The organism is Janibacter hoylei PVAS-1 (genome assembly GCF_004025845.1).
Taxonomy (GTDB): Bacteria; Actinomycetota; Actinomycetes; order Actinomycetales; family Dermatophilaceae; genus Janibacter; species Janibacter hoylei.
The window spans coordinates 62,518-89,397 of the sequence record NZ_PIPF01000010.1; the positions used below are offsets into that span (position 1 = coordinate 62,518).

Annotated in this window: 23 protein-coding genes; 4 read left to right on the top strand and 19 right to left on the bottom strand. The window is 70.9% G+C overall.

The window, feature by feature from the left end:
* Positions 1–2 precede the first annotated feature (2 nt).
* Positions 3–1,103, top strand: coding sequence for a 2-oxoacid:ferredoxin oxidoreductase subunit beta (locus CWN80_RS10320; protein ID WP_007925605.1), 1,101 nt, complete (start codon positions 3–5; stop codon positions 1,101–1,103).
* Between the two features lie 94 nt (positions 1,104–1,197).
* Here the strand turns inward: CWN80_RS10320 and CWN80_RS10325 are convergent, their stop codons facing one another.
* Positions 1,198–2,505: a D-arabinono-1,4-lactone oxidase gene (locus tag CWN80_RS10325; protein ID WP_007925603.1), complete on the bottom strand. Its 1,308-nt coding sequence runs from the start codon at positions 2,503–2,505 to the stop codon at positions 1,198–1,200.
* Positions 2,502–3,659, bottom strand: a complete 1,158-nt coding sequence (locus CWN80_RS10330) for an alanine racemase (RefSeq protein WP_128277246.1) — start codon at positions 3,657–3,659, stop codon at positions 2,502–2,504. Before CWN80_RS10330 ends, CWN80_RS10325 begins: the two co-directional genes overlap by 4 nt.
* A 154-nt stretch (positions 3,660–3,813) precedes the next feature.
* On the opposite strand from CWN80_RS10330, the gene CWN80_RS10335 reads away from it, so the two are divergent.
* The 3 genes from CWN80_RS10335 to rarD all read left to right on the top strand — a co-directional run bounded on the left by CWN80_RS10335 (position 3,814) and on the right by rarD (position 7,722).
* Entirely contained in the window at positions 3,814–5,937 is a 2,124-nt protein-coding gene (locus CWN80_RS10335) for a PhoX family protein (RefSeq protein WP_128277247.1), read from the top strand.
* A gap of 67 nt (positions 5,938–6,004) precedes the next feature.
* A complete protein-coding gene (locus CWN80_RS10340) occupies positions 6,005–6,751 on the top strand; it encodes a class F sortase (RefSeq protein WP_128277248.1) in 747 nt (248 codons plus the stop codon).
* A gap of 32 nt (positions 6,752–6,783) precedes the next feature.
* Positions 6,784–7,722 (top strand): EamA family transporter RarD, encoded by a 939-nt coding sequence (gene rarD / locus CWN80_RS10345; protein WP_007925586.1) that lies wholly within the window; start codon positions 6,784–6,786, stop codon positions 7,720–7,722.
* Positions 7,723–7,746: 24 nt separating this feature from the next.
* Here the strand turns inward: rarD and CWN80_RS10350 are convergent, their stop codons facing one another.
* From CWN80_RS10350 to CWN80_RS10430, 17 genes are all read right to left on the bottom strand, one after another.
* Entirely contained in the window at positions 7,747–8,751 is a 1,005-nt protein-coding gene (locus CWN80_RS10350) for a polyprenyl synthetase family protein (RefSeq protein ID WP_007925585.1), read from the bottom strand.
* Positions 8,752–8,755: 4 nt separating this feature from the next.
* On the bottom strand, positions 8,756–10,321 hold the full coding sequence (nuoN, locus tag CWN80_RS10355; RefSeq protein WP_007925584.1) for an NADH-quinone oxidoreductase subunit NuoN: 1,566 nt from the start codon (positions 10,319–10,321) through the stop codon (positions 8,756–8,758).
* Complete coding sequence (locus tag CWN80_RS10360) at positions 10,321–11,967, bottom strand: NADH-quinone oxidoreductase subunit M (RefSeq protein ID WP_007925583.1); 1,647 nt, start codon at positions 11,965–11,967, stop codon at positions 10,321–10,323. The genes nuoN and CWN80_RS10360 overlap by 1 nt, the downstream gene beginning before the upstream one ends.
* Positions 11,967–13,850, bottom strand: a complete 1,884-nt coding sequence (gene nuoL, locus CWN80_RS10365; protein WP_007925582.1) for an NADH-quinone oxidoreductase subunit L — start codon at positions 13,848–13,850, stop codon at positions 11,967–11,969. Before nuoL ends, CWN80_RS10360 begins: the two co-directional genes overlap by 1 nt.
* A 10-nt stretch (positions 13,851–13,860) precedes the next feature.
* Positions 13,861–14,160, bottom strand: coding sequence for an NADH-quinone oxidoreductase subunit NuoK (gene nuoK, locus CWN80_RS10370; RefSeq protein WP_040880782.1), 300 nt, complete (start codon positions 14,158–14,160; stop codon positions 13,861–13,863).
* Complete coding sequence (locus CWN80_RS10375; RefSeq protein WP_007925580.1) at positions 14,157–14,924, bottom strand: NADH-quinone oxidoreductase subunit J; 768 nt, start codon at positions 14,922–14,924, stop codon at positions 14,157–14,159. Before CWN80_RS10375 ends, nuoK begins: the two co-directional genes overlap by 4 nt.
* Entirely contained in the window at positions 14,921–15,586 is a 666-nt protein-coding gene (gene nuoI / locus CWN80_RS10380; protein ID WP_051987865.1) for an NADH-quinone oxidoreductase subunit NuoI, read from the bottom strand. The genes CWN80_RS10375 and nuoI overlap by 4 nt, the downstream gene beginning before the upstream one ends.
* Positions 15,552–16,955 (bottom strand): NADH-quinone oxidoreductase subunit NuoH, encoded by a 1,404-nt coding sequence (gene nuoH / locus CWN80_RS10385; RefSeq protein ID WP_007925576.1) that lies wholly within the window; start codon positions 16,953–16,955, stop codon positions 15,552–15,554. The genes nuoI and nuoH overlap by 35 nt, the downstream gene beginning before the upstream one ends.
* Positions 16,952–19,324: an NADH-quinone oxidoreductase subunit G gene (locus tag CWN80_RS10390; RefSeq protein ID WP_007925574.1), complete on the bottom strand. Its 2,373-nt coding sequence runs from the start codon at positions 19,322–19,324 to the stop codon at positions 16,952–16,954. The genes nuoH and CWN80_RS10390 overlap by 4 nt, the downstream gene beginning before the upstream one ends.
* Positions 19,321–20,643, bottom strand: coding sequence for an NADH-quinone oxidoreductase subunit NuoF (gene nuoF / locus CWN80_RS10395; protein ID WP_007925573.1), 1,323 nt, complete (start codon positions 20,641–20,643; stop codon positions 19,321–19,323). Before nuoF ends, CWN80_RS10390 begins: the two co-directional genes overlap by 4 nt.
* The gene (nuoE, locus tag CWN80_RS10400; RefSeq protein ID WP_007925571.1) at positions 20,640–21,497 is read right to left on the bottom strand and encodes an NADH-quinone oxidoreductase subunit NuoE; all 858 of its coding nucleotides are present in this window, start codon (positions 21,495–21,497) and stop codon (positions 20,640–20,642) included. The genes nuoF and nuoE overlap by 4 nt, the downstream gene beginning before the upstream one ends.
* A complete protein-coding gene (locus CWN80_RS10405) occupies positions 21,497–22,849 on the bottom strand; it encodes an NADH-quinone oxidoreductase subunit D (protein WP_007925570.1) in 1,353 nt (450 codons plus the stop codon). The genes nuoE and CWN80_RS10405 overlap by 1 nt, the downstream gene beginning before the upstream one ends.
* Entirely contained in the window at positions 22,849–23,667 is an 819-nt protein-coding gene (locus CWN80_RS10410; protein ID WP_128277249.1) for an NADH-quinone oxidoreductase subunit C, read from the bottom strand. Before CWN80_RS10410 ends, CWN80_RS10405 begins: the two co-directional genes overlap by 1 nt.
* On the bottom strand, positions 23,664–24,251 hold the full coding sequence (locus CWN80_RS10415; protein WP_007925568.1) for a NuoB/complex I 20 kDa subunit family protein: 588 nt from the start codon (positions 24,249–24,251) through the stop codon (positions 23,664–23,666). Before CWN80_RS10415 ends, CWN80_RS10410 begins: the two co-directional genes overlap by 4 nt.
* A 19-nt stretch (positions 24,252–24,270) precedes the next feature.
* A complete protein-coding gene (locus tag CWN80_RS10420) occupies positions 24,271–24,633 on the bottom strand; it encodes an NADH-quinone oxidoreductase subunit A (RefSeq protein WP_007925566.1) in 363 nt (120 codons plus the stop codon).
* Between the two features lie 78 nt (positions 24,634–24,711).
* Entirely contained in the window at positions 24,712–26,022 is a 1,311-nt protein-coding gene (locus tag CWN80_RS10425) for a geranylgeranyl reductase family protein (protein ID WP_007925564.1), read from the bottom strand.
* 138 nt (positions 26,023–26,160) lie between these two features.
* A complete protein-coding gene (locus CWN80_RS10430; protein WP_007925562.1) occupies positions 26,161–26,853 on the bottom strand; it encodes a demethylmenaquinone methyltransferase in 693 nt (230 codons plus the stop codon).
* Between the last annotated feature and the right edge of the window lie 27 nt (positions 26,854–26,880).

Here is a 26,880-nt window from a genome sequence, read left to right on the forward strand (position 1 = left end):
GCATGAGCATCGATCTCGGCATCCCCACGGTCGCCTCCGGCACCGACGGCGTCCCCACCCTCCCCGAGGGCGAGAAGCAGACCCGCAAGGACTTCGCCTCCGACCAGGAGGTGCGCTGGTGCCCGGGGTGCGGCGACTACGCCATCCTCGCGGCCGTCCAGGGCTTCCTGCCCGAGCTGGGCCTGCGCAAGGAAAACATCACCTTCGTCTCCGGTATCGGCTGCTCCTCGCGGTTCCCGTACTACCTCGACACGTACGGCATGCACTCGATCCACGGTCGCGCGCCGGCGATCGCGACGGGTCTGGCGACGAGCCGCCCCGACCTGTCCGTGTGGGTCGTGACGGGTGACGGCGACGCCCTCTCGATCGGTGGCAACCACCTCATCCACGCGATGCGGCGCAACGTCAACATGACGATCCTGCTCTTCAACAACCGCATCTACGGCCTGACCAAGGGGCAGTACAGCCCGACCTCGCAGCCGGGCCTGGTGACGAAATCTTCGCCGATGGGCAGCGTGGACGCCCCCTTCAACCCGGTCTCGCTCGCGCTCGGCGCGGAGGGCACCTTCGTCGCGCGGACGATGGACTCCGACCGCAAGCACCTCACCGAGGTGCTCAAGGCGGCGGCCGCCCACCGCGGCACGTCGATCGTCGAGATCTACCAGAACTGCCCGATCTTCAACGACGGCGCCTTCGAGCTCATCAAGGACGTCGAGCAGCAGAAGGCACGCCTGGTCCACCTGCGCGACGGCGAGCCCGTCGCCATCGGTGACGAGGGCGAGCGCGAGCTGCTGGTCCGTGGCGAAGGGGGGTCCGTCCGCTTCGTGCCGGAGGCCGAGGTCGCCGGCCAGGGCCTCGCCGACCACGTCATCGTCCACGACGTGACGCTCTCCGACCCGAGCCAGGCCTTCTCGATCAGCCGGCTCGACTCCGAGTCGATGACGCACGTGCCGATGGGCATCTTCCGCGCGGTCGAGCGCCCCACCTACGACGACCAGACCCGCGCCCAGGTCGAGTCGGCGATCGATCTCGCCGGCGGCCCGGCCACCGACGACGACCTCCAGTCCCTGCTCCACGGCAAGGACACCTGGACCGTCGAGTGACCCCGCGCGCATTTCCCTAGGGAAATGCGGACCCAGGGCGCATTTCCTTAGGGAAATACGGACCCAGGGCGCATTTCCCTAGGGAGATGCGCGGTCAGGGGCCGAGCACGCGGTCCAGGTAGTCGTTGGTCAGGACCCGCTCGGGGTCCAGCCGGTCCCGCAGGGCGACGAAGTCGCCGTGACGCGGGTAGAGGTCGGCGAGCTGCTCGGCGCCCAGGCCGTGTAGCTTGCCCCAGTGCGGGCGGCCGGCGTGCGCTGCCACGATCTCCTCGAAGGCCGCGAAGTAGGCCCGGCGGTCACCCCGGTGGTACTGGTGCACCGCGACATAGGCATTGGCCCGCTCGTACCCCGTCGACAGCCACATGTCGTCGGGCGCGGCCACCCGCACCTCGACGGGGAAGCTGATCGGCTCGCGGTGCCGCTCGACCCAGGCGACGAGGTCGGTGAGCACGTCGGCGACGGCCTCGCGCGGCACGGCGTACTCCGACTCGACGAAGCGCACCGTCCGCGGCGTCACGAAGACCTCGTGCGAGGGCGCCGTGTACGACCGCTCGGTGAGCGCCCGGGCCGCGACCGCGTTGAAGGGCAGCACCGCCCGCGGCACCGCGGTGAGCACCCGGTTGGCCGCGCCGAAGACGGTGTTGGACAGCAGCTCGTCGTCGAGGCGACGCCGCCAGGGGGCGAGCGGCTCGCCGACGTCGTCGGCGATGAGGTCGTTGGCCTTGGTCTGCACCCGCCGCGTCCCGGGGAACCAGTAGAGCTCGAAGTGCCGGTGGGCGTCGAAGTGCTCCTGGATGCGCGGCAGCACCGCGTCGAGCGAGTCCGGCCGCTCGACCGCCCGCAGGCGGTAGGCCGGCAGGCAGGCCAGCTCGATCTCGGTGACCACCCCGAGGGCCCCGAGGCCGACGCGGGCCGCGCCGAAGAGCTCGGGGTCGCTCTCGTCGACCCAGCGGCTCGCGCCGTCGGGGGTGACGAGGCGCAGACCGACGATGCCGGCGGACAGCCCCGGGAGGGTGGCCCCGGTGCCGTGCGTGCCGGTCGAAGTGGCCCCGGCGAGGGTCTGGGCGTCGATGTCGCCGAGGTTGGGCATGGCCAGCCCCAGCAGGTCGAGGGCCCGGTTGAGGACGCGAAGGGGGGTCCCCGCCAGCACCCGCACGTGTCCGGTGGCCCGGTCGGCGGCGACGATGCCGCTCAGGTGCCTCAGGCTCAGCCGGGTGTCGCCGGCCTGCGCGATGGGCGTGAAGGAGTGCCCGCTGCCGACGGGGCGGATCCGCCGGCCGGCTGCGGCGCTCGAGTGCACCATCTCGACGAGCTCGTCCTGGGTGCGCGGGCTGAGCACGGCCGCCGAGTCGGTGACATTGCCCGCCCAGTTCGACCAGCTGGCGCTGTGGCGGCCGGTCATCCGAAGGTCCTTCCCTCGCCGCGGTAGGTCGGGACGACGTCGACGACCTCGTCCCCGCTGATGACGACGTACTCGTCGAAGCGCTCGGCGAGCTCGCCCGCCTTGGCATGCCGCCACCACACGCGATCACCGATCGCGAGGTCACGAGCGGCCTTGCCCCGCAGGGGAGTCTGCACCTCACCTGCACCCTCGGTGCCGATGAGTCGCAGGCCCTCCGGGTGGTGCACCGACGGGACCCGCGAGTCCCCGGCCGGCCCCGAGGCGATGTAGCCGCCGGAGAAGCAGGTGACGACGTCGGCCGCCGGGCGCCGCACGACGGGCAGGGCGAAGGCCACCGCGGGGTGCGGGGTGAAGGCGTCGTAGCCGTCGAAGAGCGTCGGCCCGATGAGCCCGGACCCCGCGGCCAGCTCGGTGAGCGAGGGATCGGCCCCCGTCACCTCGAGCGAGCCGGTGCCACCGCCGTTGACGATCTCCAGCGGTCCGACGACGGACTCGACTGCCGAGCGCACCCGACCGCGACGGCGTCGCAGCGAGGCATCGCTGCGTGCCTTGACGAGCCGGACCGCCGGCGAGCTGTCGGGCAGCCCGGCGATCTGGGCGTCGTAGAACATCACGCCGACGACGGCGAAGCCGGCCGCCCGCGCGGCCTGCGCGACCTTCGCCGCGGCCCGCGGGCTGCGCGTGGGGCTCCGCCGCACCCCGAGGTGGACCGGGCCGATGCGCAGGGAGGCGTCGACGTCGACGACGACGCGCAGCGGGACCCCCTTCGGCAGCCAGCGGCGCAGCGCGTCGACGTGCTCCACCGAGTCGACGACGACGGAGACCTGGGTCAGAGCATGCTCGTCCGCGGCCAGCCGGTCCAGCGCCTCCCGGTCGGCCGTCGGGTAGGCGACGAAGACATCACGCACGCCCTCCCCCACGAGCCACAGCGCCTCGGGAAGGGCGTAGGACATCACCCCCGCGAAGCCCTCGCGGGCCAGCGCCCGCTCGAGCAGGTACCGCACCCGGATCGACTTGCTCGCCACCCGGATCGGCCGGCCGGCGGCCCGCCGCACGAGGTCGGCGGCATTGGCGTCGAAGGCATCGAGGTCGACGACGGCGAAGGGGGCCGACCGCCCGGCCGTCGCCCGGTCCCACACAGCAGCTCTGCTCACGCCATTGATGTTACCCACAGGTCACTACATGTGACATTCGGGTGAGCGTCACCTGCACGCCACCTCGGCGACGCCGGGGGTGACCTTCGCCTCCCTAGGTTTTCGCCCGTCCCTTGCGCCACCCCGCCCACCCCGGGCCCTCGGAGGAGAAGTCATGACGCCACCCCGCAACGACCGCACCCTGCTGCCGCTGGCCGCAGGCCACCGGGACGGCGGCCGCTCCGCCGCCACCTGCCTGTGGAAGTGCAACGACGCGTGCAGCAAGCCGGTCCCCAACACCTCGGACAACGAGTACTTCGGTGACGTCGTGGCCGCGTCGCGCCGCTCGGTGCTCAAGGCCGGTGGCGCCGCCGCCGCGCTCGCCGGTCTGACGACCGCCGCCGGCACCGCGCTCGCCGAGCCCGCCGTCGCCGCCCCCGGGCCGGGCAAGACCGCCCCCTTCGGCTTCATCGGGATCGACCCGGTCAACGCCGGCACCGACGAGGTCGTCGTGCCCGAGGGCTTCCGCTGGGCCCCGATCATCGCCTGGGGCGACCCGGTCCTCGCCGGTGCCCCCGCCTTCGACTTCGACCACCAGACGGCCGCCGCCCAGGCCGGTCAGATGGGCTACAACTGCGACTACGTCGGCGTCCTGCGCAACGGCAGCGCCAACCAGGCCGTGCTCGTCGTCAACAACGAGTACACCAACAACGAGCTGATGTTCCACGGCTACACCGACGCCGCGTCGCTCACCGACGACCAGGTGCAGATCACGATGAACGCCCACGGCATGACCGTCGTGGAGATGACCCGCAAGAACGCCAACAGCAAGTGGGTCTACACCAAGGCGGCCCCGCTCAACCGCCGCATCACCGCCGAGACCCCCTTCGAGCTCGTCGGTCCGGCCCGCGGCAGCGACCTCGTCAAGACCTCCGCCGACCCGGCCGGCACGACGCCGCTCGGCACCTTCGGCAACTGCGCTGGCGGCACCACCCCGTGGGGGACCATCCTCTCCGGCGAGGAAAACTTCAACGGCTACTTCACCCAGCCGGCCGCACCCTCCGACGACCTGGCCGGCGAGGCCGCCGCCCGCTACGGCCTGGCCGGTGGCAGCGCCGCGCAGCACAACTGGGACCGCCTCGACGACCGCTTCGACCTGACCAAGGAGCCCAACGAGGCCCACCGCCACGGCTGGATCGTCGAGGTCAACCCCTTCGAGCCCGACGCCAAGCCGCGCAAGCTGAGCGCGCTCGGCCGCTTCAAGCACGAGGGCGCCAACGTCGTCGTCGCCGGCGACGGCCGGGTCGTCGTCTACATGGGTGACGACGAGCGCTTCGACTACATGTACAAGTTCGTCTCCGCGGGCACCTACGTCGAGGGCGACGCCGCCGCCAACCGCACGCTCCTCGACGAGGGCGACCTGTACGTCGCGAAGTTCACCGGCAACGGGACCGGGGACGGACTCCACGACGGCACCGGCGAGTGGCTGCCCCTCGTCGTCGACGGCGAGTCCCAGGTCGACGGCATGAGCCTCGAGGAGGTCCTCGTCTTCACCCGGCTGGCCGCCGACAAGGTCGGCCCGACGAAGATGGACCGCCCCGAGGACGTCGAGGTCAACCTCGTCAACGGCCGCGTCTACGCCGCCCTGACCAACAACTCCAAGCGCGCTCCCGGTCAGGTCGACGAGGCCAACCCCCGCGCGAAGAACAAGCACGGTCAGGTCCTCGAGATCACCCCGCGCTCGGGCGACCACACGGTTACCGCCTTCGACTGGAAGCTCGTGCTCATCTGCGGCGACCCGAGCGACCCGGAGACCTACTTCAACGGCTACGACAAGTCGCAGGTCAGCCCGATCTCCTGCCCCGACAACGTCGCCTTCGACAGCTCGGGCAACCTGTGGATCTCGACGGACGGCAATGCGCTCGGCCACTGCGACGGCATGTACCTCATGCCGCTCGAGGGCGAGCACACCGGCCACCTGCAGCAATTCCTCTCCGTCCCGGCCTTCTCCGAGTGCTGCGGCCCGCTCATCGAGTGGGACGACCGCGTCGTCTTCGCGGCGATCCAGCACCCGGGCGAGGACGACGGCGCGAGCACGACCAATGTCCGCAGCCGCTTCCCCTACACGGGCAACACGCAGCCGCGTCCCGCGGTGATCATGGTGTGGCCCGAGGCGAGCAACGAGCCGAAGCCTCCGAAGGCGCCCAAGCCCCCGAAGGAGCCCAAGCCGCCCAAGGGCCACAAGCCCCCGAAGGGCGACACGCCTCGCGGCCCGGTCATCGAGACCGACCGCGTCTGACCCCACCACTCGGGCGGGCCGTCCGCGACCGCGGGCGGCCCGCTCCCCCCATGACAAGGTGAGACCCATGCCCCGCCACCGCCCCTCCCGCCGCGCTCTCGCCGCCGGCGCCCTGCTCGCCCTGGCCGTCACCGGCTGCGGGGCGGGTGGTGACGACCCGCAGGCGTCCGGGACCTCCCCTTCGTCATCTGCGACGTCGAGCACGAAGGGGGCGACCCCCACCTCGTCGTCGACCAGCGCCACCTCGTCGTCGGGCACCTCGAGCACGAGCCATGCCCCCGACCCCGACGTCACGGTGACGCCTGCGGCCGACGCGCCGCAGACCGCCGCCGAGGCGAAGGCCGGCCGGTCCGCTGCCGACGCCTCCGCCCCCGCGACCACGCTGAGCATCCCCGCGGTCGGTCTGTCGACGAAGATCGGTCCCCAGGGCCTGCGCGACGGCAAGGTCAACCCGCGCGCCGGCGAGGTCATCTGGTTCACCGGCTACGACCGGGTCCGGCCGGGGGCTACCGGCACGACCGTCATCGCCGGCCACGTCATCTCGGGCGGGAGGGCCGACTCCTTCGCCGCCCTCGAGCAGTTGTCCAAGGGCGACGGCGTCGTCCTGTCCTACCCCGGCGGAGCCCGCCTGCGCTTCGAGGTGACGAGCACCGACATCGTCGACAAGGACGAGCTGACGACGAGCCAGGACGTCTGGGGAGACAACTCCGACACCCGCCGGATCGTCCTCGTCACGTGCGACGACGAGCTCGGCTTCCGCACCGACGGGCACCGCAAGGCCAACTTCGTCGCCGTCGCAGAGCTGCCCGCCTAAGGCCGGACCGGCGGCGGGAGTAGCCTCGGCCGGTGACCCCTCAACGTGACGCGCGCGGCGTCCTTGCCGCCTGGCTCGCCTACGGCATCTGGGGGCTCTTCCCCCTGTACTTCCACGCTCTCCGGCCGGCCAGCGCCGAGGAGATCCTCGCGCACCGCGTCATCTGGACCTTCGTGCTGTGCGTGCTCGTCCTGCTGCTGCGCCACGAGCTGGTGGCCCTGCTGCGGCAGCTGCGCGGGCGCCTCGCCCTGGGCGTCGGCATCGCCGCCTACCTCATCGGCGTCAACTGGTTCGTCTACGTCTACGCGGTCGGCACGGGGCGGACCAACGAGGCGGCCCTGGGCTACTTCCTCAACCCGATCGTCACGGTCGCCCTCGGGGTGCTCGTGCTCGGCGAGGGCCTGCGCCGCCTGCAGTGGGTCGCGGTGGCGATCGGCGCGATCGCGGCGCTCTACCTCACGGTCGCCGGCGGCGGGCTACCGTGGATCTCGCTGGTCCTCGCGCTGAGCTTCGGTGGCTACGGCCTGACCAAGAAGCGCCTCGGGGCGACCCTGCCGGCGCTCCAGTCGCTCTCGGCGGAGACGATCTTCCTCCTGCCGCCCGCGCTCGCCCTCGTGTGGTGGCTGGGCGCCGGGGGCGAGTCGACCTTCACCGTCGACACCCCGTGGCACCCGCTGCTGCTCGTCTCGGCCGGCGTCGTCACCGCGATCCCGCTCCTGCTCTTCGCCGAGGCGGCCCGACGCATCCCGCTCGTGACGATCGGGCTGATCCAGTTCATCACCCCGGTGCTGCAGCTCGTCGTGAGCGTGACGCTGCTCGGCGAGCACCTCGAGCCGGCCCGGTGGGTGGGCTTCGCGACCGTGTGGGTGGCGCTGGCCTGCCTCACGGTCGACTCGCTGCGCACGGCCCGTCGCCGGCGCCGCCCCGCCCCGGGCGAGTGCGAGTCGCTGGAGCCGGTCGAGCCGGTCTGATCGGGCCGAAGGGAGCGGGCCGGATCAGCCGACCCGGTGGACCACGCCTTCCATGAGGGCGACGAGAGCCGTCTTGGCGTCGCTCTCGGGCAGGCCGGCGAGCGAGTCGGTCGCCCGCCGCCCGACGGCGAGGGTCTCCTCGCGGGCCTGCGCCATCGCCGGGTGCGGCCGCAGCAGCTCCAGGGCCCGCTCGACCCGCTCTGGCTCCTTGAGCTCCGAGCGCAGCAGCTCCTGCAGCTCGGCGTCGGCCGGGTCGGTGGAGGCGAGCGCGTTGAGCACCGGCAGGGTCCGCTTGCCCTCCCGCAGGTCGGTGCCGGGCGTCTTGCCCGTCTCACCGGACTCGCTCGCGATGTCGATGAGGTCGTCGGCGAGCTGGAAGGCGACGCCGAGGTGCTCGCCGTACTCCGTGGCCAGCTCGACGACCTCGGGGCTGCACCCGCCGTACATCGCGCCGTAGCGGGCCGCCGTCGCCACGAGCACCCCGGTCTTGTCGGCGAGCACCCCGCGGTAGTACTCGCGCGGGTCGGTGCCGTCTGGGCAGGGGCGGTCGTCACGGATCTGGCCCGAGCACAGGCGGATGAAGGTCTGCGCCTGGATCTTCACGGCGTCGGCACCGAGGTCGGCGATGATGTCCGACGCGGTGCCGAAGAGCAGGTCGCCGACCAGGATCGCCGTCGAGTTGTCGTAGCGGGCGTTGGCGCTCGGGGCCCCGCGGCGCAGGTCGGCCTCGTCCATGACGTCGTCGTGGTAGAGGCTCGCGAGGTGGGTCAGCTCGACCCCGGCCGCGGCGGCGATGACCCGGTCGTTGATCCCCTCGCCGAGCTCGGCGACGAGCATGGTGAGCATGGGGCGAAACCGCTTGCCGCCGGCCTTGGCCAGGTGGAGGTTGGCCTCGGTGATGAAGTCGTCCTCGCTGCGGGTGCGCTCGACGATGAGCGCCTCCACCTGCTCGAGACCGGCCTGGAGGCGGGAGGTCAGGTCCGTGCTCGCGCCCGGGAGGGCGAGCACGGGCGGCGTCGAGCTGGTCACTGCGTCACCTCGTGATGAAGATGCTGGACTGCTCGGCTAGCTCGAGCAGCGGGCCCGGGAAGACACCGAGGGCGATCGTAGCGATGACGCCGATGACGATGACCACCAGGGACAGCGTGGCGGGTGCGGCGGCGGTCACCTCGCCCGTCGGCTCGGTGAAGAACATGAGCACGATGATGCGCACGTAGACAAAGGCGGTGATCGCCGACATGAGCACGCCGATGACGACGAGGACGACGCCGGACAGGCCGGCGTGCTCGACCGCCGGGAGGAAGGCGACGACCTTGGAGGTGAACCCCGAGGTGAGCGGGATCCCGGCGAAGGCGAGCATGAAGAGGGCGAAGGCACCGGCGAGGTAGGGGTGGTTGCGCCCCAGACCGGCCCACTGGGAGAGGTGGGTGGCCTCCGCGTCGCGCTCGCGCACGAGGTTGACGACGGCGAAGGCGGCGATCGTCGTGATGCCGTAGGCGACGACGTAGAAGAGCACACCCTCGACCGCCGAGCGGTCGAAGCTGATGAGCGCCACGAGGATGAAGCCGGCGTGGGCGATCGAGCTGTAGGCGAGCAGTCGCTTGATGTCGGTCTGGGTCACCGACAGCACCGAGCCGGCGACCATCGTCAGGGCGGCGATGACGATGACGCCCGTCCGCCACTCCCACCGGGTCGTCTCGAGCCCGACGTAGACCAGGCGCAGCAGCGCGCCGAAGGCGGCCGCCTTGGTGCACGCGGCCATGAAGCCGGTGACGGGGCTCGGGGCGCCCTGGTAGACGTCGGGCGTCCACGAGTGGAAGGGGACGGCGCCGACCTTGAAGAGCAGCCCGACGAGGACGAGGACGACACCCGGGAGCAGCAGCCCCTCGAGCTCGCCGGTGGAGGTCGTCGCCGCGGCCGCGATCTCCGGCAGGCCGATCGACCCGGCGTACCCGTAGAGCAGGGCCGCGCCGAAGAGGAAGAAGCCGGAGGAGAAGGCGCCGAGGAGGAAGTACTTCAGCGCCGCCTCCTGGGAGAGCAGCCGACGCCGGCGGGCCAGACCCGACATGAGGTAGAGCGGCAGCGACAGCAGCTCGAGCGCGACGAACATCGTCAGCAGGTCGTTGGCCGCGGGGAAGAGCAGCATGCCGGCCAGCGCGAAGAGGGCCAGGGGGAAGACCTCGGTCGTCGACCAGCCCTTGCGGGCGGCCTGCGCCTCGAGGTCGGAGCCCGGGCTCGCCGCACCCATGGGGGTGAAGGCATCGGCGCTGTCGCCACCGAGGCGGTCGGCCATGACGAGCAGGCCGAGCCCGCCGAGGACGAGCAGGGTGCCCTGGAGGAAGCGGGTCGGGCCGTCGACCGCGACGGTGCCGCCGACGGTCACCCCGACGTGGTCACCGGTGAGGAAGAGCAGCGTGGCCATGGAGGCGACCACGGACAGACCCGTCACGGCGAGGTGTGCGACGTGCTTCGCCCCGCGGGGGACGAAGGCCTCGACGAGGACACCGACGAAGGCACCGACGAGCAGCACGATCATGGGCGCGAGGGCCTGGTAGCTGATGTCGACGGCCTCGAAGGCCTCGGGCACGGTGGGGGGCATCAGTGGTCACTCCCGGAGTCGAGCTGGAGGCCGGCGGGCACGGTCGGGATCGTGTCGCCTACCCCGACGATCTCGAGCGTGCGCTCGACCGCCGGGTTGAGCACCTCGAGGGCCGGCCCGGGGAAGAAGCCGAGCACGACGAGGGCGACGACGATCGGGGCGACGACGACCTTTTCCCGCCAGCCGAGGTCGGGCACGGCGGCGGCGAGGACACCCGCGCGACGCCCTTCGTCGAGGTCGGCACGGACGAAGGGGAGCTCGCTCGCCTCGTCGGTGGCCTCCTGCGCGTCGGTCCCGGCGGTGCCGACGACCGGCGGCGGGCCGGTGAAGACCCGCTTGTAGAAGAGCAGGACGTAGATCGCGGCGAGCACCACACCGAGCACGGCGAAGGCGGTCGCGACCGGCTCGCGGGGCCAGGCACCGGCGATGACGAGGAACTCCGAGACGAAGGTCGACAGACCCGGCAGCGAGAGCGTCGCCAAGCCGGAGAGGAGGAAGACACCGGCGAGCACCGGGGTCACCCGCTGCCAGCCGCCGTAGGCCTCGATGTCCTGGCTGCCGCGGCGCGCGATGAGCATGCCGGCGACGAGGAAGAGGCCGGCCGTCGCGAAGCCGTGGTTGACCATGTAGAAGTTGGCGCCGACCTGGGCCACCGAGGTGAAGGCGAAGATGCCCAGGACGATGAAGCCGAAGTGGCTCACCGAGGTGAAGGCGATCAGGCGCATCATGTCGCGCTGGCCGATGGCCAGGATCGCCCCGTAGAGGATCGAGACGACCGCGAGGGTCACGACGACCGGGGTCGCCCACAGGCTGGCCTCGGGGAAGAGCTGGAGGCAGAAGCGCACCATGCCGTAGGTGCCGACCTTGTCGAGCACCCCGACGAGCAGGGTCGCCACGGCCGGGCGGGAGGCCGCCGCCGCGTCGGGCAGCCAGGTGTGGACCGGCCACATCGGCGCCTTGACCGCGAAGGCGATGAAGAAGGCGATGAAGAGCCAGCGCTCGGTGCTGCCCCCGATCTCCAGGCCGGTGAGGTTGGCGACGAGGAAGCCGTCGGGTCCACCGGGGCCCTGCAGGTACAGGGCGATGACCCCGACGAGCATGATGAGCCCGCCGGTGAGGGAGAAGATCAGGAACTTCACGGCCGCGGCCTGGCGGTGCGCGCCGCCGTACATCCCGATGAGGAAGTACACCGGGATGAGCATCGCCTCGAAGAAGACGTAGAAGAGGAAGACGTCGGTCGCGGCGAAGACGCCGATCATGAAGGGCAGCAGCACGAGCAGTAGGGCGAAGTACCCCTTGTGCCAGGCTCCGCCCTCCGGGGCGTCGTCCCACGCGGCGAGGATGCACACCGGCACGAGGACGAGCGCCATGAGGATGAGCGCGAGCGAGATGCCGTCGACGCCGAGCGAGTAGCTGACGCCGAGCTGCGGGATCCACTCGTGCTGCTCGACCATCTGGAACTGCTCGGTGCTGCCGCGGGTGAAGCTCGTCGCGGTCGCGATGATGCCGAGCACCAGGGTGACCAGGGCGGAGCCCAGGGCGATGGGTCGGGCGAGAGCCGCACTGCTCGACGGGAGGACCGCCACCACGGCCGCGCCGGTGAGCGGCACGACCATGAGCAGGGAGAGCCAGGGCAGGTCGTTCATCAGTTGATCACCCACAGGGCTGCGAGGAAGACGACGACGCCGGAGAGCATCGTCAGGGCGTAGGAGCGGGCGAAGCCGTTGTGGGCCCGCCGCAGCCAGCTCGAGGCCGACTCGATGCCGCGGGAGAGCCCGCCGACGCCGGCGCTGTCGACACCGTCGGTGTCCATCGACACCAGACCGCGGGTCAGCGAGATGCCGGGCCACTGGAGCAGGGTCGCGTTGAGCTCGTCCTGGTAGAGGTCGGCCCGGGCGGCGCGCGTGAGGGCCGAGCCCTCGGGCGCGACCTGCGGGACCTCGCCGCGGCCGTAGACGAGCCAGGCCCACACGGCGCCGATGGCGACGACGACGAGGGTGCCGGCCATGAGGACCGGGATCGGCAGGACCGGCTCGTGGTGCTCGACGTGGCCGAGCACCGGCTCGAGCCAGGTCGTGATCGGCGCGACGGTCGCGAGGACGAGACCGAGCAGGGCCGAGCCGACGGCGAGGACCATCATCGGGATCGTCATCGTCAGCGGCGACTCGTGCGGGTGCACGTCGTCGGTCCAGCGGCGCTTGCCGTGGAAGGTCATGAAGAACAGGCGCGACATGTAGAAGGCCGTGATGCCGGCACCGATGAGCGCGGTGAGCCCGAAGACCCAGGGCCGCCAGCCCTCACCGACGAAGGCGGCCTCGATGATCTTGTCCTTGCTCCAGAAGCCGGCGAAGGGGGGCACCCCGAGGATCGCCAGCCAGCCCAGGCCGAAGGTCACCCAGGTGATCTTCATGACCGTCGAGAGCCCGCCGAAGCGGCGCATGTCGACCTGGTCGCCCATGCCGTGCATGACCGAGCCGGCGCCGAGGAACATCCCGGCCTTGAAGAAGCCGTGGGTGATGAGGTGGAAGATCGCGAAGGCGTAGCCGACCGGGCCCAGGCCCGCGGCGAGCATCATGTAGCCGATCTGGCTCATCGTCGAGGCGGCCAGGGCCTTCTTCATGTCGTCCTTGGCGCAGCCGACGATCGCGCCGTAGACGAGGGTGATCGCACCGACGACGACGACGGCGAGCTGCGCGTCGGGCGAGGCCTCGAAGACGTGGTGGCTGCGTACGACGAGGTAGACGCCGGCGGTGACCATCGTCGCGGCGTGGATGAGCGCGGAGACGGGGGTCGGGCCGGCCATCGCGTCGCCGAGCCAGGACTGGAGCGGGAACTGCGCCGACTTGCCGCACGCACCGAGCAGGAGGAGCAGGCCGATCGCGGTGACGGTGCCCTCCCCCGCGCCGGCCACGGTGGCGCCGACGGTCGCGATGTCGAGCGTGCCGAAGGTCGCGAGCATGAGCGTCATCGCGAGGATCAGGCCGACGTCACCGATGCGGTTGGCGATGAAGGCCTTGTTGGCCGCGGTCGCGTAGGCAGGGTTGTGGTTCCAGAAGCCGATGAGTAGCCACGACGCGAGGCCGACGCCCTCCCAGCCGACGAAGAGCAGCAGGTAGGAGTCGGCGAGGACGAGCACGAGCATCGACGCGACGAAGAGGTTGAGGTAGGCGAAGAAGCGCCGCTTGTCCGGGTCATGCTCCATGTACCCGAGCGAGTACACGTGGATGAGCGAGCCGACGAAGGTGATGAGCAGGACGAAGGCGAGCGACAGCGGGTCGACGACGAGCCCGGCGGTGACGTCGATGTTGCCGGCGGGTACCCAGTCCCACAGCTCGAGCCGGCCGGACCGGTCGTGGGCGTCGGTGCCGAGCATCCCGACGAAGATCGCGGCGCCGACGGCGAAGGAGCCCCACGACAGCGCGGTCGCGAGGAGCGGGCCGAAGGAGTCGGTGAGCCGGCCGCCGAGCAGGAGCACCGCGGCGCCGAGCAGCGGCAGCGCGACGAGCAGCCAGGAGAGTTCGGTGAGCAAGGTGACTCCCTTACAGCTTCAGCAGGTTGGCGTCGTCGACCGAGGCCGACCGGCGGGCACGGAAGACGGCCATGATGATGGCCAGTCCGACGACGACCTCGGCAGCCGCGACGACCATGACGAACATGGCGATCACCTGGCCCTCGACCGACCCGTGCATGCGGGCGAAGGTGACGAAGGCGAGCGAGGCGGCGTTGAGCATGAGCTCGACGCCCATGAAGACGACGATCGCATTGCGCCGCAGCAGCACGGTCGCGCTGCCGATCGTGAAGAGGATGACCGAGAGGTAGATGTAGTTCATCGGGCTCATCGCTCCTGCCCCCCGTCGGTCGTGGTCTCGGCGTCCTCGAGCTGGGTGTACCGCGTCGGCGTGGTGACCTGGTCGCGGGCGACGAGCACCCGGTTGAGCGAGAGCTCGCTGATGCTGCCGTCGGGCAGCAGCGCCGGGGTGTCGACGGCGTTGTGCCGGGCGTAGACGCCGGGGACGGGCAGACCGGCCAAGTGCTTGCCGGAGCGGAAGCGCTGGTCCATCCACTCCTTCTGCGTCGGCTTGGCGATGATCCGCTCGCGGTGGGCGAAGACCATGGCGCCGATCGCGGCGACGGTGAGCAGGCCGGCCGTCACCTCGAAGAGCCAGACGTACTTGCCGAAGACGAGGTAGGCGATCGCCTCGACGTTGCCCGGGTTGGCGTTGACCTCCGCGAGCGAGGGGTCCCCGGAGTAGGAGACCCGGCCGATGGCGCCGAAGAGCAGCGCGACGACGGCGAGCGAGAGCACGAGGGTGAGCACGCGCTGGCCCTTGAGCGTCTCGACGAGGGAGGACGAGTGGTCGACACCGACGAGCATGACGACGAAGAGGAAGAGCATCATCACCGCGCCGGTGTAGACGAAGATGTGCACGACCCCGAGGAAGTCCGCCTCCTGCAGGAGGTAGAAGACGCCGAGGACGATCATCGTCGTCACCATGCCGATGGCCGCGTGAACGGCCTTGCGAGCGAAGAGTAGGGCCAGCGCGCCGGGGACGGCGATGCAGCTGAGGACCCAGAAGACGACGGCCTCACCGGTGCCGGTCATCGGGCCTCCTCCGTGTCGTGGCCGCTCGCGTCCGAGCCGCCCGCGTCGCGGTCGCTCGTGTGCTGGTCGACCCACCGACGCTGCTCGTCGGTGGCCGTCGCGACCTTGCCCTGGTAGTAGTCGCGCTCCTCCGTGCCGGCGACCATCGGGTGCGGCGGGGGGAGCATCCCCTCCTGGAGGGGGGCGAGCAGCTGCTCCTTGGTGAAGATCAGGTCGGCGCGGTTGTTGTCCGCGAGCTCGTACTCGTTGGTCATCGTCAGCGCCCGCGTCGGGCAGGCCTCGATGCACAGGCCGCAGAAGATGCAGCGCAGGTAGTTGATCTGGTAGATGTGCCCGTAGCGCTCACCGGGGCTGAAGCGCAGCCCCCGCTCGTCGTCGTTGCCGCGGCCCTCGACGAGGATCGCGTCGGCCGGGCAGGCCCAGGCGCACAGCTCGCAGCCCACGCACTTCTCGAGACCGTCCGGGTGACGGTTGAGCTGGTGCCGGCCGTGGAATCGCGGCTGGGTGGGCCACTTGACCTCGGGGTACTCCTGGGTCGCCACCTTGCGAAACATCGTCGCGAAGGTGACCCCGAAGCCCGCCACGGGGGCGAAGAGGTCGGCGAAGAACCCTCCCTTGGCGTCGTCGTCAGCCACGGTGCTCCTCCTCGGAGGTCGGCGCATTGGTCGTCGTGGACGGGGTGGGCGCCGGCGCGGAGCCGATGGCGGCGCCGGCCGGGGACGCCTCGACGAGGCGCTGCCCGGGCATCGGGGGCACGGGGTAGCCCCCGGCCCACGGGTCGATCTCGTCGGGCACCTCGGCCGCGGCCTGCTCGGCCTGCGAGCGCGCCTCGACCTTGCTCTCCCAGATCCACGTGGACCCGAGGACGAGCACGCCGAGCACCGAGACGATGATCAGCGAGGAGACGGGGAACTCGACGCCTAGGAGGCCGACGGTGCCGTCGCCGAAGAAGCCGGCGTCCGCGCCGCGGATGAAGGCGACCGCGATGACCCAGGCGACGGTGACGGGGATGAGGAACTTCCAGCCGAAGCGCATGAACTGGTCGTAACGGGTCCGGGGCAGGGTGCCGCGCAGCCAGACGAAGAAGTACATGAAGAGCCACAGCTTGGCGGTGAACCACAGCAGGCCCCACCAGCCGGTGTTGAGCATGCCGTCACCGATGGCGGCGATGCCGGGAGGTGCCTGCCAGCCACCGAGGAAGAGGGTCGTCGCGAGCGCCGAGACGGTGAACATGTTGATGTACTCCCCGAGGAAGAACATCGCGAAGCGCATCCCGGAGTACTCGGTGAAGTAGCCACCGACGATCTCGCCCTCGCCCTCGGCGAGGTCGAAGGGCAGCCGGTTGGTCTCGCCGACCATCGTGATGACATAGATGACGAAGGAGACGCAGGCGGGGACGACGTACCAGAGGTCGCTCTGGGCGGCGACGATCTCACTCGTGCTCATCGAGCCCGCGTACATGAAGACCGCCACGAGGGCCAGGCCCATCGCGATCTCGTAGGAGATGAGCTGGGCCGTCGCGCGCAGGCCACCGAGCAGCGGGTAGGTCGACCCGGCGGACCAGCCACCGAGGACGATGCCGTAGGCCGCGACGCCCGCGACCGCGAGGACGAGCAGCGCGGCGACCGGCAGGTCGGTCAGCTGCAGCGGGGTGTGGTGGCCAAACATCCACACCATCCCGCCGAGCGGCATGATCGAGAAGGCGACGAAGGCCATCGACGCGAAGATCACCGGGGCGATGGTGAAGATCAGGGCGTCGGCCCCCTTCGGCCGCACGTCCTCCTTGAGCATCGACTTCATGCCGTCGGCGAGGGTCTGCAGCAGGCCGAAGGGGCCGTTGCGGTTGGGGCCGGGACGCTGCTGCATCCGGCCGATGACGCGGCGCTCGAACCAGATGACGAGCAGCACGGAGACGAGCAGGTAGACGAAGAGGAAGAGCGCCTTGACGAGCGAGAGCCACAGGGGCGTGTCGCTGAAGTCGGCGGCCACCGGCTTGTCGGCCGCGGCGACGAGGAGGTCGAGCCCCGTCATGCCGCACCCCCCTTCGTCACGGAGACGATCGCTCCGGCCTGTCCGGCGAGGCCGCGCAGGTCGCAGCTCTCGGAGTTGGTCGGCAACCACACGACGTGGTCGACCATGTCGTGGATGACGACGGGCACGGTGACCCGCAGGTCCTCGCTGCTCACGGTGACGAGGTCACCGTCGACGATGCCCATCCCCTGCGCGGTCACCGGCGAGATGAGGGCGCGGGGCGCCTTCGCGGTGCCGGCGAGGAAGGGTTCGCCGTCCTGCAGCGAGCCCTTGTCGAGCATGAGCCGCCAGGTGGCGAGCACGAGCTCGCCGACACCGGGCTCCGGGACGGGGGCGCGGCGCACCCGCGGCGGGTAGCCCTCGGCGCGCGGCGTGGCCGTGGCCTCCATCGAGCGGCGGGCCTCGGCGGTCGTGCGCGTGCCGAGGAAGGCGCCCATCTCGTCGGCGAGCATGTGCAGCACCCGGTGGTCGGGCAGGGCGCTCGTCGCGAGCGCCGCCTCGAAGGGCCGCACCCGGCCTTCCCAGTTGACGAAGGCACCGGCGCGCTCCGCGTGCGGAGCGACGGGCAGGACGACGTCGGCGTGCTCGGTGACGCTGCTCGGCCGGATCTCGAGGGAGACGACGAAGGCCCGCTCGAAGGCCTGCGCGGCCCCCGGCAGCCCGAGGTCGTCGACGTCGACACCGCCGACGAGCAGGGCGCCGACGCGGCCGTCCGCCGCAGCGGCGACCATGCCGGCCGTATCACGGGCTCCGGCATCGGGCAGGCACCCGGCCTCGATGGCGCCCCGCTCGCCCGCGCGACGCGGCACCCAGGCCAGGCGCGCGCCGGTCGCCGTGGCGAGCTCGGCGGCAGCGGCGAGCGCGCCGGGCACGGTGGCCAGACGCTCGCCGACGAGGATGATCGGTCGCTCGCCCCGCAGCGCGGCGTGGGCGGCGACGACCGGGTCGGTGTCGGTGCCGGGGCCGATCTCACCGGCGAGCGCGGTGAGCACCTCGGTCTCGGTGCCGGGCGCGCTCGGGATGAGGGTGCCGCCGAGCTTGTCGAGACCACGGGTGGCCAGGGGGGCGACGGAGTAGACGGCGGTGCCGGCCTTGCGGTGCGCCTTGCGCAGGCGCAGGAAGAGGATCGGGCTCTCCTCCTCGGGCTCGAGCCCGGCGAGCAGCACCGAGCCGGCGCGGCCGATCTCGTCGTAGGTCACGCCCGTCTCGGGCGTCGTGCCGGCGACGTGGCGCAGCAGGAAGTCGCGCTCGTCCGCCGAGTGCGGGCGGGCGCGGTGGTCGATGTTGCCCGTGTGCAGCACCGTACGGGCGAAGGCGGCGTAGGCGTGGGCGTCCTCGACGCTCACCCGGCCGCCCACGAGGACGCCGTGGTCGGTGGCGGCGCGCAGTCCGGCCGCGGCGGCGGCCAGGGCCTCCCGCCAGGAGACGACCCGCAGCTCACCGTCGGCGTCCCGGACCATCGGCAGCTCGAAGCGGTCGCCGAGGTCGGCCGAGACGAAGGCCCAGCGGCCCTTGTCGCAGTTCCACTCCTCGTTGACCTGCGGGTCGTTGCCGGCCAGGCGCCGCAGGACGGTGCCGCGACGGTGGTCGGTGCGAAGGGAGCAGCCGTCGGCGCAGTGCTCGCAGACGTCGGGGGTGGAGACGAGGTCGAAGGGTCGGGAGCGGAAGCGGTAGGCCGCCCCGGTCAGCGCCCCCACCGGGCAGATCTGCACGGTGTTGCCCGAGAAGTAGGACTCGAAGGGCTGCTCCTCGTAGATCCCGACCTGCTGCAGGGCGCCCCGCTCGACGAGCGCGATGAAGGGGTCGCCGGCGACCTGGTCGGAAAAGCGGGTGCAGCGCGCGCACAGGACGCACCGCTCGCGGTCGAGCAGCACCTGCGAGGAGATGTTGACCGGCTTGGGGTAGGTGCGCTTGACGTCCTCGAAGCGCGAGGTCGCCCGGCCGTTGCTCATCGCCTGGTTCTGCAGGGGGCACTCGCCACCCTTGTCGCAGACCGGGCAGTCGAGCGGGTGGTTGATGAGCAGCAGCTCCATGACGCCCTGCTGCGCCTTGTCCGCGACGGGCGAGCTGTGCTGCGTGCGCACGACCATGCCCTCGCTGACGGTCATCGTGCAGCTGGCCTGGGGCTTGGGCATGGGCTTGACGTTGCCCTCGCGGTCGGGCGTCGCGACCTCGACGAGACACTGCCGGCAGGCGCCGACGGGCTCGAGGAGGGGGTGGTCGCAGAAGCGCGGGATCTGGATGCCCGCCTCCTCGGCCGCCCGGATGACGAGGGTGTCCTTGGGGACCTCGACCGGCACCCCGTCGATGCTCACCGTGACCAGCTCGGGAGTCGCGGGGGCGGTGTTCTTGTCGCTCGTGACGGTCATGCGTTCACCTGCGCGCTGTCGTGGTGGGCGAAGAGCGTCGAGGCAGCCGGCGGGAAGAGCTCGGCGGCCGGGGTGTGGCAGCCGGCCTCGAACTCCTCGCGGAAGTGCTTGACCGCCGAGGTGATCGGGCTCGTCGCGCCGTCACCGAGGGCGCAGAAGGAGCGCCCGAGGATGTTGTCGCAGATGTCGACGAGCTTGTCGATGTCCTCGGGGGTGCCCCGGCCGTGCTCGATCCGCTCGAGGATCTGCGCGAGCCACCACGTGCCCTCGCGACACGGGGTGCACTTGCCGCAGGACTCGTGCTTGTAGAAGTCGGTCCAGCGGCTCACGGCGCGCACGACCGAGACGGTGTCGTCGAAGATCTGCAGCGCGCGCGTGCCGAGCATCGACCCGTGCGCCGCCACCGACTCGAAGTCGAGGGGCACGTCGAGGTGGGCGTCGGTGAAGATCGGCGTGGACGACCCTCCGGGCGTCCAGAACTTCAGCGGGTGCGCCGGGTCGCGCATGCCCCCGGCCATGTCGATGAGCTCGCGCAGGGTGATGCCGAGCGGTGCCTCGTACTGACCGGGCCGCTTGACGTGGCCCGAGAGGGAGAAGATGCCGAAGCCCTGGGACTTCTCCGTCCCCATGTCGGAGAACCAGTCGGCCCCCTGGCTGACGATGAGCGGCACCGAGGCGATGGACTCGACGTTGTTGACCACCGTCGGGCGGGCGTACAGACCGGCGACGGCCGGGAAGGGGGGCTTGAGACGGGGCTGGCCGCGGCGCCCTTCGAGGGAGTCGAGCAGGGCCGTCTCCTCGCCGCAGATGTAGGCACCGGCACCGGCGTGGACGGTGACGTCGAGGTCGAAGCCGCTGCCCTGGATGTCCTTGCCGAGGTAGCCGGCCGCGTAGGCCTCCTCGACCGCGCGCATGAGGCGGCGGTAGACGTGGACGACCTCGCCGCGCAGGTAGATGAAGGCGTGGTTGCAGCCGATGGCGAAGCTCGTGATCGCGACGCCCTCGACGAGGAAGTGCGGGGCGGCCATGAGCAGCGGGATGTCCTTGCACGTGCCCGGCTCGGACTCGTCCGCGTTGACGACGAGGTAGCGGGGGCCGCCGTCCGGCGGGGGCAGGAAGCCCCACTTCATGCCGGTGGGGAAGCCGGCGCCGCCACGACCGCGCAGGCCGGAGTCCTTCATCGTCTGCACGAGGTCGGAGGGGTCCTCGCCGAGGGCCCGGCGCAGGGCGGAGTAGCCGTCGTGCTCCTCGTAGGTGGCCAGGGCCCACGACTGCGGGTGGTCCCAGAACCTCGTGAGGATCGGCGTCAGCGTCGTCATGCCTGCCCCTCCTTGCCGTCACTCGTCGGGCGCTCGTCCGGCTCGTTGGCCGGGGTGTCGACGGAGGTCTGCTCGCCGGTGGCGGTGCCCTCGGTCGACGCGTCGTTGGTCGGCGCCGCGTCGGGGGTGGCGTCGCCGCTGTCGGGAGCCGTCCACCCTTCGCGTCGCGCCAGCTCCACCCCGCGAAGGGAGGCCGTCCCGGCTCCGACGCCCTCGTCGGCCAGCCCGTCGGGGAAGCCGGCGAGCACGCGCGAGACCTGCTTGAAGGTGCACACCCGGCTCGGCCCGCGCGTCGGCGCCACCGGCGCACCGGAGCGCAGGTCGTCGACGAGCTGCACCGTGGAGTCGGGGGTCTGGTTGTCGAAGAACTCCCAGTTGGTCATGACGACCGGGGCGTAGTCGCACGCCGCATTGCACTCGATGCGCTCGAGGGTGATCTTGCCGTCCTCGGTCGTCTCGTCGTGGCCGATGCCGAGGTGCTCGCTCACCGTCTCCCAGATCGCGTCGCCGCCCATGACCGCGCACAGCGTGTTGGTGCACACGCCGACGGTGTAGTCGCCATTGGGGTGGCGCTTGTACTGGGTGTAGAAGGTCGCGACGCCCGAGACCTCGGCCGTCGTCAGCCCGAGGGCGCTCGCGCAGAAGTCGATGCCCCGACCGGTGACGTAGCCGTCGATGCTCTGCACGAGGTGCAGCAGCGGCAGCAGCGCCGAGCGCCGCTGCGGGTACCGGGCGATGACCGCCTCGGCGTCCGTCGACAGCTGCTCGAGGACGTCCGCGGGGTAGGGCTCCTTGCTCTCCGACGGCACGTGCAGGTGCCCCGAGGCGGTCTGCTCTCCGTAGTGGTTGACCATCAGCGGTCCACCCCTCCCATCACCGGGTCGATCGAGGCGACCGCGACGATGACGTCGGCGAGGTTGCCCCCTTCGCACATGGCCGCGACGGCCTGCAGGTTGTTGAAGCTCGGGTCCCGGAAGTGGGCCCGGTAGGGGCGGGTGCCGCCGTCGGCGACGACGTGGCAGCCCAGCTCCCCCTTCGGCGACTCGATGCCGACGTAGGCCTGCCCGGGCGGCACACGGAAGCCCTCCGTCACCAGCTTGAAGTGGTGGATCAGAGACTCCATCGAGGTGCCCATGATCTCGCGGATGTGGTCGAGGCTGTTGCCCTGCCCGTCGCCACCGACCGCCAGCCGGGCCGGCCAGGCGATGCGCTTGTCGGCGACCATCGTCTCGCCGGGGTGGCGCTGCAGCTCGTCGGTGACCTGCTCGACGATCTTCAGGCTCTCGCGCATCTCGTCGAGGCGGATGCACAGGCGGTCGTAGGCGTCGGCACCCGTGCGGGTGATGACGTCGAAGTCGTACTTCTCGTAGCCGCAGTAGGGCGTCAGCTTGCGCAGGTCGTGCGGCAGGCCGGTCGAGCGGAGCACCGGACCGGTGATGCCCAGCGCGGTGCACCCGGTGAGGGAGAGGACCCCGACGTCCTTGGTGCGGCCCTTGAGGATCGGGTTCTCCAGCAGCAGCTTTTCCAGCTCGCCGATGCCCTTGCGCACCTGCGGCACCATCTCGCGGATCTTGTCGATCGCGCCGTGCGGCAGGTCCTGGGCGACACCGCCCGGGCGGATGTAGGCATTGTTCATCCGCAGGCCGGTGATGTTCTCGATGACCGACAGGATCCGCTCGCGCTCGCGGAAGCTGATCGTCATGATCGTCGTCGCGCCCATCTCCATGCCACCGGTGCCGAGACAGATGAGGTGGCTGGAGATGCGGGTCAGCTCCATCATGAGCACCCGGATCGCGCTCGCGCGCTCGGGGATGTCCGCCGTGATGCCGAGGACCTTCTCGATCGCCAGGCAGTACGCGGCCTCCTGGAACATCGGCGTCAGGTAGTCCATCCGGGTGCAGAAGGTGACCCCCTGCGTCCAGGTGCGGAACTCCATGTTCTTCTCGATGCCGGTGTGCAGGTAGCCGATGCCTGCGCGGGCCTCGGTGACCGTCTCGCCGTCGAGCTCGAGGATGAGCCGGAGCACCCCGTGGGTTGACGGGTGCTGCGGGCCCATGTTGAGGACAATCCGCTCCTCGGGGTTCATCCCGAGCTCGCCCATCTCCTGGTCCCAGTCGCCGCCGGAGACGTTGACGACGTGACCCTCGGCGAGGTCGTCGGCGCCGGGAGTGGCATGCACCCCGGTGTGCGTGCGTGTGCGAGCCATCAGCTGTACGACCTCCGCTCGTCGGGCGGCGGGACGGTGCCGCCCTTGTACTCCACCGGGATGCCACCCAGCGGGTAGTCCTTGCGCTGCGGGTGCCCGGCCCAGTCGTCGGGCATGAGGATGCGGGTGAGCGCCGGGTGCCCGTCGAAGACGACACCGAACATGTCCCACGTCTCCCGCTCGTGCCAGTCGGCCGCGGGGTAGGTGGCGACGACGCTCGGGATGTGCGGGTCGGCATCCGGCGCGGTGACCTCGACCCGCAGGCGGCGACCGCCGTGGGTGATCGAGAGCAGGTGGTAGACGACGTGCAGCTCCGCGCCCTCGTCCTGGGGGAAGTGCACCCCAGAGACCGACATGCACATCTCGAAGCGCAGGTCCGGGCGGTCGCGCAGCGCCCGCATGACGACCGGCAGGTCCTCGCGGCGCACGTGCAGCGTCAGCTCGTCGGCGTGGACGACGACCCGCTCGAGCAGGTCGCCACCCGTGGCGTCGGCGAGCCGGTCGACGATCTCGTCGTACCAGCCGCCGTAGGGGCGCTGGGCGGCGCCGGGGAAGGCGACGCTCGTGCGCAGCCCGCCGTAGCCCGAGGTGTCCTGCCCCTCCCGGGCACCGAACATCCCGCGACGCTCGTCCCGCACGACGGGGGCGTGCGCGGGGTCGACCTCGCCGGCCCCCTCCCCTTCGACGTTGCTGTACTCGACCGGCTGGTTGCCGCCGGTCAGGCCCTGCGTCGACGGGAAGCCCTTGTTGGCCGTGCCGCTCAGGCCGACGCCATCCGGGTGCACGCCCTCGGCGGGCGTGTCGAGCTCGTCACTCATGCGAGGAGGTTCCTTCCGAGCAGGCCCTCGTGGTCGTGCGTCGGGGGCTGCAGCTCCGTCGGGGTGGCGCCCAGCGCGGCCTGCTCGGCGGCGCGGGCAGCGGCGACCCGGTTGACCCCCAGCGGGGTGCTCTGGATCTGCTCGTGCAGGGTGATGATCGCGTTGAGCAGCATCTCCGGCCGCGGCGGGCAGCCCGGCAGGTAGATGTCGACGGGGATGATGTGGTCGACGCCCTGGACGATCGCGTAGTTGTTGAACATGCCGCCCGAGCTGGCGCACACACCCATCGAGATGACCCACTTCGGGTTGGCCATCTGGTCGTAGACCTGGCGCACGACGGGGGCCATCTTGTTGCTCACGCGGCCGGCGACGATCATCAGGTCGGCCTGGCGCGGCGTCGCCGCGAAGCGCTCCATGCCGAAGCGGGCCAGGTCGTAGTGCGGCGTGCCGACGGCCATCATCTCGATGGCGCAGCAGGCCAGCCCGAAGGTCGCGGGCCAGATCGACGCCTTGCGCATGTAGCCCGCAAGGTTTTCGACGGTCGTCAGCGCGATACCGGCCGGCAGCTTCTCTTCGATCCCCATTGATCCTTCTCCGTCCTCGTCAGTCCCACTCGAACCCACCGCGACGCCACACGTAGGCGTCGGCGATGAAGAACGCGTTGAACAGGAAGAGCACCACGGCACCGAGCGTGAACGCCCCCAGCTCGTCGAAGGCGACGGCGAAGGGGTAGAGGAAGAGCGCCTCGATGTCGAAGATGATGAACAGCATGGCGGTGAGGTAGTACTTCACCGGGAAGCGGCCACCCTCCTCCGCCTGCGGCGTCGGCTGGATGCCGCACTCGTAGGCCTGGGCCTTGGCGACGTTGTACCGCGCCGGACCGACGACGAGACTCGTCCCGACCGACACCAGGGCAAAGCCCAGGCCGAGCGCGAAGAGGATGAGCAGCGGGATGTACGGGTTCATCGCTGCGCCTCGCTTCCTGATCTGTGATGCACGCCACGCACGATCCTAGGGGTGACCCGCGACATGATCGCGGCCGGCTCACGCATTGGGGGCCACCTTCGTCATGAGGTGCACCAGACGGTCGTCGAGACCGCCGCCCTTCTCCTCCGGCAGGTTGGCCATGAGCTTGAGCATGAACTTCATGAGCGTCGGCCGCGGCAGGCCGTACTTCGTCGCCAGGCGCATGATCTCGGGGCGGCCGATGAGCTTGGCGAACTGCGCGCCGAGGGTGAAGTAGCCACCGTGCATGTCCTTCATCCGGCCGATGTACGAGGCGAGCACCCGCTCACGCTCCGCCGCGCTCGGCCGCGCCAGCGCCTGGACGATCGTCTCGGCCGCGGCGTGCCCGGCCTCGAGCGCGTAGTCGATGCCCTCGCCGTTGAAGGGGTTGACCATGCCACCGGCGTCGCCGACGAGCATGAGGCCGTCGGCGTAGAGCGGCTGCCGGTTGAAGGCCATGGGCAGGGCCGCGGCGGTGATCTCGCCGGTGATCGTGTCCTCGTTGATGCCCCACTCCGCCGGCATCGTCTCGACCCAGCGACGCATGACGTCCTTGTAGTCGGTGCGGCCGAAGGCCTCGGAGGTGTTGAGGACACCCAGGCCGACGTTGGAGCGACCGTCACCGAGGCCGAAGAGCCAGCCGTAGCCCGGCATGAGGATGCGCCCCCCTTCGGGCGTCGTCGACCACAGCTCGAGGTGGCTCTCGAGGTAGGCGTCGTCATGACGGGGGGTCTCGTAGTAGGCGCGCACCGCGACGGCCATCGGCCGGTCCTCGCGCTTCTCGCGGCCCATCTTCACCGACAGACGGGAGGAGACGCCGTCGGCGGCGACGACGACCGGCGCCCGGTAGGTCTCGGTCTCGCCCGTCGCGCGTCCCCGCTCGTCGACGACCTTGGCGACCACGCCGACGATGCGGCCGCTCTCGTCGCGGACCGGCTCGGAGACGTTGCGCCCCTCGAGCAGCTCGGCACCGCACGCCGCGGCGTGCCGGGCCAGCACCTCGTCGAGGTCCGCACGGGCCCGGACCATGCCGTACCCGGGGAAGGAGGTGACGTCCGGCCAGTCGAGCTGCAGCCGCATGCCGCCACCGATGATCCGCAGGCCCTGGTTGTGGGCCCACCCGTCCGTCTCAGACAGGGGCACACCGAGGTTGATGAGCTGGCGCACCGCGCGCGGGGTCAGGCCGTCGCCGCAGATCTTGTCGCGGGGGAAGCGTGACTTCTCGAGCAGGACGACGTCCTTGCCCGCCTTCGCCAGCCAGGCGGCGGTGGCGCTGCCACCCGGCCCGGCTCCGACGACGATGACGTCGACACTGCGGTCACCATCGGCCGCAGGCAGTGCACTGGTCACGGAAGTTCCTCAGCTGCTTGTGAAGCATTTCACGATCGCGGGAGACACTACCCGCCGGAAACCTTGCCGCTCACGCAGGTAGACCTAACCTTTGGTCGCCCGGTCCCGTGGTCGCGTGCAGGCTTCGCTCGTGCCTCGCTACGCCTTGACCGCTCGATGGAGCGCGACGACCCCACCCGTGAGGTTGCGCCACTCCACCTCGGACCACCCGGCGCCGGCGACCATGCGGGCGAGCGGCTCCTGCGCGGGCCAGCTCTGGATCGACTCCGCGAGGTAGACGTAGGACTCCGGGTTGGAGCTCAGCCGCCGCGCGACGGGCGGGAAGGCCGCCATGAGGTACTCCGAGTACACGGTGCGGAAGGCCTTGTTGACCGGCTGGCTGAACTCGCAGATGAGCAGCCGACCCCCCGGCCGGGTCACGCGCAGGAACTCCTCGAGCGCCACCTCCGGCCGCACGACGTTGCGGAAGCCGAAGGACATCGTCACGACGTCGAAGGAGGCGTCGGCGAAGGGGAGGCGGGTCGCGTCGGCGGCGGTGAAGTCCAGCTGCGGGCTCTGCTTGAGCCCCTGCCGCAGCATCCCGAGGGAGAAGTCGGCGGAGACGACCTGGGCGCCCGCACGTCGCAGCGGCAGCGAGGAGCTGCCGGGGCCGGCGGCGATGTCGAGGATCCGCTCACCCGGCCCGGGGTCGATGGACGCGAGGACGGCGCGACGCCACAGCCGCGTCTGACCCAGCGACATGACGTCGTTCATCAGGTCGTACTTCGCGGCGGTCTCGTCGAACATCGCGGCGACGTCCTTGGGGTCCTTCTGCAGGGTGGCGCGGCTCATGTCCTCATCTTCGCACCCGCGGTCGTA

Coding starts and splice junctions, on each gene's coding strand:
- CWN80_RS10320 (WP_007925605.1), top strand. CDS start 3: ATGAGCATCGATCTCGGCATCCCCACGGTCGCCTCCGGCACCGACGGC.
- CWN80_RS10325 (WP_007925603.1), bottom strand. CDS start 2,505: ATGACCGGCCGCCACAGCGCCAGCTGGTCGAACTGGGCGGGCAATGTC.
- CWN80_RS10335 (WP_128277247.1), top strand. CDS start 3,814: ATGACGCCACCCCGCAACGACCGCACCCTGCTGCCGCTGGCCGCAGGC.
- CWN80_RS10340 (WP_128277248.1), top strand. CDS start 6,005: ATGCCCCGCCACCGCCCCTCCCGCCGCGCTCTCGCCGCCGGCGCCCTG.
- nuoN (WP_007925584.1), bottom strand. CDS start 10,321: ATGCCCCCCACCGTGCCCGAGGCCTTCGAGGCCGTCGACATCAGCTAC.
- CWN80_RS10360 (WP_007925583.1), bottom strand. CDS start 11,967: ATGAACGACCTGCCCTGGCTCTCCCTGCTCATGGTCGTGCCGCTCACC.
- nuoK (WP_040880782.1), bottom strand. CDS start 14,160: ATGAGCCCGATGAACTACATCTACCTCTCGGTCATCCTCTTCACGATC.
- CWN80_RS10375 (WP_007925580.1), bottom strand. CDS start 14,924: ATGACCGGCACCGGTGAGGCCGTCGTCTTCTGGGTCCTCAGCTGCATC.
- nuoI (WP_051987865.1), bottom strand. CDS start 15,586: ATGCGCCGACCTCCGAGGAGGAGCACCGTGGCTGACGACGACGCCAAG.
- nuoH (WP_007925576.1), bottom strand. CDS start 16,955: ATGACGGGGCTCGACCTCCTCGTCGCCGCGGCCGACAAGCCGGTGGCC.
- CWN80_RS10390 (WP_007925574.1), bottom strand. CDS start 19,324: ATGACCGTCACGAGCGACAAGAACACCGCCCCCGCGACTCCCGAGCTG.
- nuoF (WP_007925573.1), bottom strand. CDS start 20,643: ATGACGACGCTGACGCCGATCCTCACGAGGTTCTGGGACCACCCGCAG.
- nuoE (WP_007925571.1), bottom strand. CDS start 21,497: ATGGTCAACCACTACGGAGAGCAGACCGCCTCGGGGCACCTGCACGTG.
- CWN80_RS10405 (WP_007925570.1), bottom strand. CDS start 22,849: ATGGCTCGCACACGCACGCACACCGGGGTGCATGCCACTCCCGGCGCC.
- CWN80_RS10410 (WP_128277249.1), bottom strand. CDS start 23,667: ATGAGTGACGAGCTCGACACGCCCGCCGAGGGCGTGCACCCGGATGGC.
- CWN80_RS10415 (WP_007925568.1), bottom strand. CDS start 24,251: ATGGGGATCGAAGAGAAGCTGCCGGCCGGTATCGCGCTGACGACCGTC.
- CWN80_RS10420 (WP_007925566.1), bottom strand. CDS start 24,633: ATGAACCCGTACATCCCGCTGCTCATCCTCTTCGCGCTCGGCCTGGGC.
- CWN80_RS10430 (WP_007925562.1), bottom strand. CDS start 26,853: ATGAGCCGCGCCACCCTGCAGAAGGACCCCAAGGACGTCGCCGCGATG.